Below are 8,904 nucleotides of genomic sequence, written 5' to 3'. Positions count from 1 at the left end.
GACTCACTTTCTTTGCTGCTGCAAAGAAAGTAAGCAAAGAAAGCAGCTTCCCAACGCCAATCCTTGCCATGCGCCGCCAGACCGCTCCCTCGGAGTGGTCCAACCGGGGGAGTGTCGTTAGCGGGGTTTCCCCGTTGTTGGCATGTAGAAAAGGCGCGCACGTCGCACCGCAACAGGGAGTGGAACAGCAGTCATTCATCCGTCCTGGCACTTCGTGCCCGACGACAGGTTCGCTAAGCGGTGAATTGAAGCATGCAGCATGCACGAACGTAGGATGTAGATATCGCGATGGGTGTTGGGTCTCGGTTTTGCCTGACGGGTAAGCGCGTAGCGCGAGACCGGATGAATGACTGCTGGTCCACTTCGTTTGGCGGTGCGATGCCCGTACCTCTTCTACATGCCAACAACGGTGAAACCCCGCTAACGACACTCCCCCGGTTGGACCACTCCGACATAACGGGCTAGCGCCGACTGGCAAGCATTGGCGGTGGGAAGCTGCTTTCTTTGCTTACTTTCTTTGCAGCAGCAAAGAAAGTGAGTCCCGCCCCGGACAGGGGCAGAGCAAATAAACCAAAAACAATACAAGTTCCATAGGAGCACAAGCGCATCAAACGGTGTAACCCAACCCCAACCCCACCCCCAACCCCACCCCAAACCCAAGCGCCAGCGCCCACCCACGACCGAAGGAAACGACGAAAACGAAGACCCACATCAGGCGTCGCCAAGCTCCTCATCGACATTGCGCGCTTCGTCGTCGGGCGGCGCGATGCCGAGCGCCTTGTCCCACTGCGGTTCGCGCAAATAGCGCTCGCGCAGGAAGTCGACGAAGGCCTTCACCTTGGTCGTCGAACGGTGCGACGCCGGATAGACCGCCGAAAGCCACAACGGCGGCGCCGCGTACTCGGGCAGCACGCGCACGAGGCGATGTTCGAGCAGATCGGCGGCGGCGACCATCGTCGGCAGATAGACGACGCCGGCACCCGCCCGCGCGAATTCGAGCAGCAGATGCACACTGTTCGTCTTCAGCACCGGATCGAGCGCGATCTCATAGCATTCGTTGCCCTTCATGAGCGGCCACTTGTCGCCCCACGGATAGTGCGAATAGCGCGCGAAATCGTGACGCAGCAGATCGAGCGGCGTTTCGATGACGGGCTCTTCCTTGAGGTAGCCGGGCGCCGCGCACAGCACGCCGCGCACCGGAAAGAGCTTGCGTTCGACCAGCAGGTTCGACGCGGGCGGATAGATCTGCAACGCGAGATCGAAGCCTTCCTGCACCGGATCGATCACGCGATCGTTGACCGTCACGACGAACTCGATGCGCGGATGCGCCTCGCGAAACGCGATCAGCGCCTCGGAGAAATGGCCGAGCGCGAAGCCCGGGAGAACATGCACGTTGAGCGTGCCCGACAGCGAATGCGTTTCCGCACTGGTGCGCCCGGAGAGATCGTGGACCTTGTTCACAAGCTGCAAGCAGTCGCGATAGTACGATTCGCCGGCTTCGGAAAGGCGCACGGCACGCGTCGAGCGATGAAAGAGCGCGACGCCGAAGTGCTCCTCCAGTTGCTTCACACGTGAGGTGACCACCGATTTCGCCACGCCGAGTTGCCGCGCCGCGTTCGCGAAACTTTGCGCCTCGGCGGCGCGCACGAACGCCTCCATCGACATGAAAATGTCCATCCTGTCTCCTGGAACGCTTCATTTCGAGCGTCTGTCTTAGTAGCGGCGATTTTATGGCGTTTTGCCATTCCGCGTGCGGCGCGGCGGCTGATTTATGTAAGCGCATGGTTGACGCACGGTCGTGCGCGTGAACTATCGACCTTGAGTGTTGCTCCAACCGGCAACCCAACCTGTGAGCGTTCCCGCCCCGATGACCCCGCCATCACGCGATCGCCGCGCCTTCCTGCAACTGGCCACGAGTGCGGCGCTCGCGCTGCCGTTCACACGCCCCACCCGCGCGCAGACATCCCGGCCCGAACCCATGACCGCCATGACCCGACGCCCGATTCCATCGACCGGCGAAGCGCTTCCCGTAGTCGGCTGCGGCACCTGGCGCACGTTCGATGTCGGCAACGATGCGAAGGCGCGCGAGGGCTTGGCCGATGTGCTGCGCGTCCTCTTCGATGCGGGTGGTTCCGTGATCGATTCGTCGCCGATGTATGGGTCGTCGGAAGCGGTCGCGGGCGCGTTGCTCACGCAACTCGACGACCATCGAAAGGCGTTCGTCGCGACCAAGGTGTGGACGCAGGGCCGCGAAGCCGGCATCGCGCAGATGCAGGAATCGATGCGGCGTCTGCAACAACCGCGCATCGACCTGATGCAGATCCACAATCTCCTCGACTGGCGCACGCAGCTCGCGACGCTGCGCGACTGGAAAGCCGCCGGACGCATCCGCTATATCGGGATCACGCACTACACGTCGAGTGCGTTCGGCGAAGTCGAAGCGGTGCTGCGCTCGGAAAAGCTCGACTTCGTGCAGATCAATTACGCAGCGGACGATCGCGAGGCCGGGCAACGCATCCTGCCGCTCGCGGCGGAGCGCGGCGTTGCGGTGATCATCAATCAGCCGTTCGGCGGCGGCGGACTGCTCGCCCGCATACACGACAGGCCGCTCCCCGCGTGGGCGCAGGAGATCGGCTGCACGAGCTGGGCGCAGGTGCTGCTCAAGTTCGTGCTGGCGAATCCGGCCGTGACGTGCGTGATCCCGGGCACGGGGCGGCGCGAGCACATGATCGACAACGTGCATGCGGGCGTCGGCGTCTATCCCGATGGTGCGCTCTGCAAGCGGATCGCCGACGCGGTCGCCACGTAGGCGCCGAACCCGTCAGCGGCGGGAATGTGCGTTGCTTTAACGAGCGCGATCCACGCAACAGGAGGTGTCGAAATGAACGACCCGTACGATCTCCAGCGCTTCGTCGATGCGCAAGATTCAGCCTTCGATCAGGCTCGTGCCGAATTGCAGGCGGGACGCAAGCGCACGCACTGGATGTGGTTCATCTTCCCGCAGATCGCGGGGCTCGGGCACAGCGCAATGGCCGAGCGTTACGCGATCTCGGCGCTTGCCGAGGCCGAGGCTTATCTCGCGCATCCGCTACTGGGCGCCCGGCTCCGCGAGCTGACGCGCATCGTGAACGGATTGCAGGAGCGCTCCGTCGCGCAGATTTTCGGCTACCCGGACGACATGAAATTCCATTCGTCGATGACGCTCTTCGCGCGATGCGCGGGGCAAGCCAGCGAGTTCGATCAAGCGTTGCGGAAGTACTTCGGCGGCCACGCCGATTCCGCGACGCTCGACCGGCTCGGACAGACCTGACCGCTCGCGCCTGGGATTGTGGTGTTTGCGCCGCACCGCGATGTCTGCAAGCCGCGCGGTAATCCGTCACACTGCTACCGAGTTCTCTCGCTTGGCGCCTGGCTCGCCAGACTTTCAACCTCTTGAGGAATGGACCAATGAAATCGAGAATCGCCGCTTTGCTGATCGCGTCTTCCACGATGGGACTGATGTCCTCCGCCGTGCACGCGCAGGTCGCGGGCGCCCAGCCGCTCGGCGTATCCGTCGAAGTGTCGACGGCCATCGTCGAGGGCTGGAGCGTCAAGAAGTCCATCCTGAACAAGCCGGTCGTCAATGACCAGGGCGAGCGCGTCGGGGTGATTCACGACATCATCGTCGCGCCCGACCACTCGGTCTCGTTCGCGATCATCGCGGCCAACCAGTTCCTCGGCGTGTCGCATCACGATGTCGCGATCCCGATCGAGCAACTCGATTTCGTCGGCGGAAAGCTGGTGCTCGCGGGCGCGACGAAGAGCGCGATCAAGGCGCTGCCGGAGTTCCAGTACGCGAAGATGAAGGCGACGCCCAAGCCGCGAGCCGAGTTCGAGCATCATTGACGCAATGCGCCTGAAGCGGTGGCGCGTTGCGTCGTCGCTTCAGGCGGATTGGAATATGATTAGCTGTGCAACCAGTCAAGCACAGACAAGCACATGCTTCGGCACGCAAAGCGGAATCGAAGCAGGAGACACGAGGGTCCAGACAATGTTCAACGCACTGTTGCTCGAAAAGCAGGACGACCGCACGACGGCGTCCGTCCAGTCCATCGACGAAGCGCGCCTCGTCGAGGGCGATGTCCTCGTGCGCGTCGACTATTCGACGCTCAACTACAAGGATGCGCTCGCGATCACGGGCAAGATCCCGGTCGTGCGCACGTTTCCGATGGTGCCCGGCATCGACTTCGCGGGCATCGTCGAGGAAAGCGGGCACGTCCAGTACAAGCCGGGCGATCGCGTGGTGCTCAACGGCTGGGGCGCCGGCGAAACGCACTGGGGCGGCCTCGCGCAGAAAGCCCGCGTGCTGGGCGATCATCTGATTCCGCTGCCGGCATCGCTCACCACGCGCCAGGCGATGGCGCTGGGAACCGCCGGCTACACCGCGATGCTGTGCGTGCAGGCGCTGGAACGGCACGGCGCCCGCCCCGATGACGGCGACGTGCTCGTCACAGGCGCGAACGGCGGCGTCGGCAGTTTCGCGATCGCGATTCTCGCGCGGCTCGGCTATCGCGTCGTGGCATCGACGGGACGCGCTTCGGAAGAAGCACGCCTGCGTGAGCTCGGCGCAGCCGACGTGATCGACCGGTCGACGCTCTCGGCGCCCGGCAAGCCGCTCGCGAAGGAGCGCTGGGCCGCGGCCGTCGATTGCGTCGGCAGCCATACGCTTGCCAATGTGTGCGCGAGCCTGCGCTATGGCGGCGCGGTGGCCGCGTGCGGCCTCGCGCAAGGCATGGACCTGCCCGCGACGGTCGCGCCGTTCATCCTGCGCGGGGTGACGCTGCTCGGCGTGGACAGCGTGTACGTGCCGCGCGAACGGCGCCTCGACGCGTGGGCCAGCATCGCCGATGAATTGCCGGCGGAGACGATCGAACATGTCGCGAGCGAGATCGCGCTCGGTGAAGCCGTCGATGTGGCGAGCCGGCTGTTGCAGGGCGAAGTGAAGGGGCGCGTGATCGTCGATGTGAATCGATGAAAAAGGCGCGCCGCCATGCTGGATGGCGGCGCGCCCGTACTTAGCGTTCCAGTAAGAGTTAGAACGTGCTCCAGCCTTCGTTGCCGCCGTGGCCGCTCACTGCCGCCGCGCGCAGCGAAGGCGCCGTGCGCTTCGGCTTCGCGAACGACTGCGCGGGCGCCGCGCCCGAAGCGCCTTCGACCACGAAGAACGCCACGGCCTGATTCAACTGCCGCCCCTGCTCCTCGAGTGCATGCGATGCGGCCGCCGCCTCTTCCACCAGCGCCGCGTTTTGCTGGGTGACTTCGTCCATCTGCGCGATGGCCTGGTTCACCTGCTCGATGCCGCGTCCCTGTTCGATCGAAGCCGCCGCGATTTCCTCCATGATGTCGGTGACGCGCGCGACCGCCTGCGTCACTTCGGACATCGTCTTGCCCGCTTCGCTTGCGAGCACCGAGCCGCCCTGCACCTTTTCGACCGAGGTCGCGATCAGTTCCTTGATCTCCTTCGCCGCCGTCGACGAACGCTGCGCGAGGCTGCGCACTTCGCTCGCGACCACCGCGAAGCCGCGCCCCTGCTCGCCCGCGCGCGCCGCTTCGACGGCCGCGTTCAGCGCGAGGATGTTGGTCTGGAACGCGATGCCTTCGATGATGCCGGTGATGTCCGCGATCTTCGCCGAGCTTTCGCTGATGCCCTGCATCGTATCGACGACGCGCCCGACCACCAGGCTGCCCTTCTTTGCGACACCCGATGCGTTGGCGGCAAGCGTGCTCGCCTGCTGCGCGTTGTCGGTGTTCTGCTTGACCGTCGAGGTCAGCTCTTCCATGCTCGCCGCGGTTTCCTCGAGCGACGCCGCCTGCTGCTCGGTGCGCTGGCTCAGGTCCGTATTGCCGGTGGCAATCTCCTTCGCCGCGCCGCCGATCGCGCCGCTGCTTTCGCGCACGCGGCTCACGGTCTCGGTCAGGCGGTCGTTCATGTCGGAGAGGGCGCGCAACAGGTCGCCCGTTTCGTCCTTCGTGTCGGCGACGATCCGGCTGCGCAGGTCGCCGCGCGCCACCGTGCGCGCGATATCGACGGCAAAGCTGATCGGACGGATGACCGAGCGCGTGATCGACAAGCCGGCGATGACGGCGAGCAACACCGCGACGGTGGACATCGCGAGCAGCACGTCGCGCTGCGTCTCGTACTCGCTCCGATACTCGCGCACGATCGCTTCGCGCCGTTCGCGCGTGAAGCTGGCATACGTATCGGTCGCCTTGACGAGCGCCGCGAGGAGCGGCCGGCATTCGTCGTCGATCTTCGTGATCGCTTCGTCACGCTTGCCCGCGAGCGCGAGGCCGACGATATTCGTCGCGACCGGCCCATAGAGCGTTTCCACGCGATCCATCTCCGCGACGAGGCTGCGCGCCTTGTCGCTCGTGTCGGACGCGGTCGCGATCATGTCCTTCAGTTGCCTGAGCCGGGCCTGCACGTCGTCGTGCGCCCGCAGGACCTCGGCTTTCTCCAATTCGACATCGGCGGGCGTCGTGACCAGCACAAGATTGCGCGCGGCGATCGCGCGGCGGTCGACCGCCGCGCGCACCTGGTCGGCTACATCGGCACGCGCATTGATGCCGTTGACGTAGCGCGCGAAGTTGTCGGTGGCGATGCCGAGCGCCCTGAGCGACATGCCCGCGATCACCAGCACCAGCACGGCCATGACGCCGAAGCCCGCGATGAGCTTGTTCTTGATCTTGATGTTCTTCAGACTCACTTCTACTCTCCCCGTCGCATGGACGTCGGCGCCCTGTCCGCCGGCCGAATGACCGGCTGTCGATGTGGGAATCGGAAGCCGCGGCCCGGCGGCCCGATCTGGCGCTCTTGCTCCTGATAACGACCGGTGCACGAAGGTCTGAAGGGGGCGCGTAAAAAACGTGCAACGTTTGCGAACAGGCGTTCGGCGGTTTATGGTGTTGGACCGGTTCCTTCACAACCTCCAAAAAAAGACCTGCCGACCGATGCCAGAACTCGACCTCGACTACCGCCTGCCCGAATTCGACGCCGCTCTGGCGGACTTGCCCGCCACGCCCACGAGCGGCCTGGCAAACGACGAGCACTACTGGAGCGCCGTGCGCGCCCTGTACCGCCAGTCCGACGAGTTGATCAACCTGGAGCACGGCTTCTGGGGCGCGATGGCCGAACCGGTCAAGGCGATGTTTCATCACTGGACCGAGCGCATCAACTGCGAGACGACGTTGCTGGTCCGCCCGCACTGGTCCGCGATGATGGACACCGTGCGCGGCGAAGTTGCCGCCGCGATGGGCTGCGGCATCGACGAGATCGAGCTCACGCGCAACGCCACCGAAGCGCTGCTCGCGCTGATCAGCGGCTATAACCGGCTCGAACCGGGCGACACCGTGCTGTACAGCGACCTCGACTATCCGTGCGCCAAGGACGCGATGGAATGGCTCAGGCAGCGCCGCGGCGTGACGCCCGTGCACCTGACGATTCCCGAGCCCGCCACGCGCGAGAACGTGCTCGACGCCTACGCTCGGGCGTTGCGCGCGCATCCGCGCACCCGGCTCGTGCTGCTGTCGCATGTGTGCTTCGCGACCGGCCTCGTGCTGCCGGTGAGCGAGATCGCCGCGATGGCGGAGGCGGCGGGCGCCGGCGTGATCGTCGATGCGGCGCATTCGTGGGGCCAGCTCGACTTCGATGTCCCGAGTCTCGGCGCGCCGTTCGTCGCTTTGAACCTGCACAAGTGGATCGGTGCGCCGCTGGGTTGCGGCGCTGTCCACATCCGCCTCGACAGCCTCGACGCGATCGATCCTTATCTCGGCGACCGCTCCTGGCCAGCCGATGACATTCGTTCGCGCATCCATACCGGCTCACCGAATTTTGCCGCGTGGTTGACGGTGCCCGCCGCGTTGCAGTTGCACCGGAAGATCGGGGCGCATGCGAAGGAGGCGCGGTTGCGGGCGTTGCGAAACGCTTGGGTTGGGTCGGTGCGCGAGCTTCCCGGGGTGGAGGTTTTGACGCCTGACGATCCGTCGATGGTCGCGGGGATTACCGCGTTCCGGTTGCACGGGAGGAAGTCGAAGGCGGATAACGACGCGATCGTCGGCGCGCTGCGGGAGCGGTTTGGCGTGTTCACGGTGGCGCGGGTGGGGCCCGACTCGGGCGATGTCGTGCGGGTGACGCCTGCGGTGTTTACGCGCATGCAGGATGTCGAGCGGTTGATCGAGGGATTGGGGGTGCTGGCGCGGGAGGGGTGATCGCTGGCGCTTGGGGGTGGGTTTGGGTTTGGGTTTACACCGTTTGATGCGCTTGTGCTCCTATGAAACTTGTTTTTTTAGCGATTTATTAGCTCTGCCCCTGTCCGGGGCGGGACTCACTTTCTTTGCTGCTGCAAAGAAAGTAAGCAAAGAAAGCAGCTTCCCGACGCCAATTCTTGCCAGTCGCCGCCAGACTGTTCCTTCGGAGTGGTCCAACCGGGGGAGTGTCGTTAGCGGGGTTTCCCCGTTGTTGGCATGTAGAAGAGGTACGGGCATCGCACCGCGATACGAAGTGGATCAGCAGTCATTCATCCGTCTTGGCACTGCGTGCCCGACGACAGGTGTGCCAAGCGGTGGGAATTGAAGCATGCATCAAGCACGAACGCAGGATATAGATATAGCGATGGGTCTCGGTTTTGCCTGACGGGTGAGCGCGTAGCGCGAGGCTGGATGTATGACTGCTGATCCACTTCGTATGGCGGTGCGACGTGCGCGCCTCTTCTACATGCCAACAACGATGAAACCCCGCTAACGACACTCCCCCGGTTGGACCACTCAGAAGGAACGGTCTGGCGGCGACTGGCAAGGATTGGCGTTGTGAAGCTGCTTTCTTTGCTTACTTGTATATTGTCCCTAGCGTTCGGAAACTGATCCTTT

Annotated in this window: 7 protein-coding genes; 5 read left to right on the top strand and 2 right to left on the bottom strand. The window is 64.3% G+C overall.

Annotated features, from left to right (window positions below):
• Window positions 1-711: 711 nt before the first annotated feature.
• The gene (locus AWB68_RS40015; protein WP_087649714.1) at window positions 712-1,677 is read right to left on the bottom strand and encodes a LysR family transcriptional regulator; all 966 of its coding nucleotides are present in this window, start codon (window positions 1,675-1,677) and stop codon (window positions 712-714) included.
• Between the two features lie 190 nt (window positions 1,678-1,867).
• Between AWB68_RS40015 and AWB68_RS40010 the strand changes: the two genes are divergently transcribed.
• From AWB68_RS40010 to acuI, 4 genes are all read left to right on the top strand, one after another.
• Window positions 1,868-2,809, top strand: a complete 942-nt coding sequence (locus AWB68_RS40010) for an aldo/keto reductase (protein ID WP_087649713.1) — start codon at window positions 1,868-1,870, stop codon at window positions 2,807-2,809.
• 72 nt (window positions 2,810-2,881) lie between these two features.
• Window positions 2,882-3,310 carry a DUF1810 domain-containing protein gene (locus AWB68_RS40005; RefSeq protein ID WP_087649712.1) on the top strand — a complete coding sequence of 143 codons (429 nt, stop codon included), beginning with the start codon at window positions 2,882-2,884 and terminating at the stop codon, window positions 3,308-3,310.
• Between the two features lie 137 nt (window positions 3,311-3,447).
• The gene (locus AWB68_RS40000; RefSeq protein WP_087649711.1) at window positions 3,448-3,885 is read left to right on the top strand and encodes a PRC-barrel domain-containing protein; all 438 of its coding nucleotides are present in this window, start codon (window positions 3,448-3,450) and stop codon (window positions 3,883-3,885) included.
• Between the two features lie 145 nt (window positions 3,886-4,030).
• The gene (gene acuI / locus AWB68_RS39995; RefSeq protein WP_087649710.1) at window positions 4,031-5,014 is read left to right on the top strand and encodes an acrylyl-CoA reductase (NADPH); all 984 of its coding nucleotides are present in this window, start codon (window positions 4,031-4,033) and stop codon (window positions 5,012-5,014) included.
• A 58-nt stretch (window positions 5,015-5,072) separates the two neighbouring features.
• Here acuI and AWB68_RS39990 read toward each other — a convergent pair whose 3' ends face one another.
• Window positions 5,073-6,746, bottom strand: coding sequence for a methyl-accepting chemotaxis protein (locus tag AWB68_RS39990; RefSeq protein ID WP_087649709.1), 1,674 nt, complete (start codon window positions 6,744-6,746; stop codon window positions 5,073-5,075).
• Window positions 6,747-6,990: 244 nt separating this feature from the next.
• Between AWB68_RS39990 and AWB68_RS39985 the strand changes: the two genes are divergently transcribed.
• A complete protein-coding gene (locus tag AWB68_RS39985) occupies window positions 6,991-8,247 on the top strand; it encodes an aminotransferase class V-fold PLP-dependent enzyme (RefSeq protein WP_087649716.1) in 1,257 nt (418 codons plus the stop codon).
• Window positions 8,248-8,904: the final 657 nt, after the last annotated feature.

The organism is Caballeronia choica (genome assembly GCF_001544535.1).
In the GTDB taxonomy this organism is placed as follows: Bacteria; Pseudomonadota; Gammaproteobacteria; order Burkholderiales; family Burkholderiaceae; genus Caballeronia; species Caballeronia choica.
This window is presented reverse-complemented; position numbering and strand designations above follow the sequence as displayed.

Coding starts and splice junctions, on each gene's coding strand:
- AWB68_RS40000 (WP_087649711.1), top strand. CDS start 3,448: ATGAAATCGAGAATCGCCGCTTTGCTGATCGCGTCTTCCACGATGGGA.
- AWB68_RS40005 (WP_087649712.1), top strand. CDS start 2,882: ATGAACGACCCGTACGATCTCCAGCGCTTCGTCGATGCGCAAGATTCA.
- acuI (WP_087649710.1), top strand. CDS start 4,031: ATGTTCAACGCACTGTTGCTCGAAAAGCAGGACGACCGCACGACGGCG.
- AWB68_RS39985 (WP_087649716.1), top strand. CDS start 6,991: ATGCCAGAACTCGACCTCGACTACCGCCTGCCCGAATTCGACGCCGCT.
- AWB68_RS40015 (WP_087649714.1), bottom strand. CDS start 1,677: ATGGACATTTTCATGTCGATGGAGGCGTTCGTGCGCGCCGCCGAGGCG.
- AWB68_RS40010 (WP_087649713.1), top strand. CDS start 1,868: ATGACCCCGCCATCACGCGATCGCCGCGCCTTCCTGCAACTGGCCACG.